The sequence below is a fragment of the Klebsiella sp. HN106 genome, from assembly GCF_051209435.1.
Classification (GTDB): Bacteria; Pseudomonadota; Gammaproteobacteria; order Enterobacterales; family Enterobacteriaceae; genus Klebsiella; species Klebsiella oxytoca.
The window spans coordinates 1-324 of record NZ_JBLURD010000178.1; the positions used below are offsets into that span (position 1 = coordinate 1).

At 54.3% G+C, this 324-nt stretch carries 1 protein-coding gene; it reads left to right on the forward strand.

The features are described 5' to 3' along the window. Positions 1 to 324, forward strand: a 324-nt coding sequence (cas5e, locus tag ACSIPU_RS30835) for a type I-E CRISPR-associated protein Cas5/CasD (protein WP_435322510.1), incomplete at both ends; no start/stop codon positions are given.

Consider the following 324-nt stretch of genomic DNA (forward strand, 5'->3'; position numbering starts at 1 on the left):
CCTAAAACATCCGATGGAAAGAAAGCCGTAGGGGGTGGAACGAAAATGACCTACCGCCACTATCTCCAGGATGCCGTATTCGCCGTGGTAATGGGACTTGGCAGCCAGCAAGCCGAGTCGTTACCAGAGGCGCTACAAAATCCGGTATGGGATTTATATCTCGGTCGTAAAAGCTGCGTGCCCAGCGAGCTGATCTATCAGGGCATCTATGACAGCGCAGAAGCGGCATGGCAGCAGGCCAGGACATTAGCTGAGAGTAAGCGGCGCACGCTGAGCTACAGGGTCATTGAAGGGGAAGGGGATGGCGATGTCATCACGCTTAAT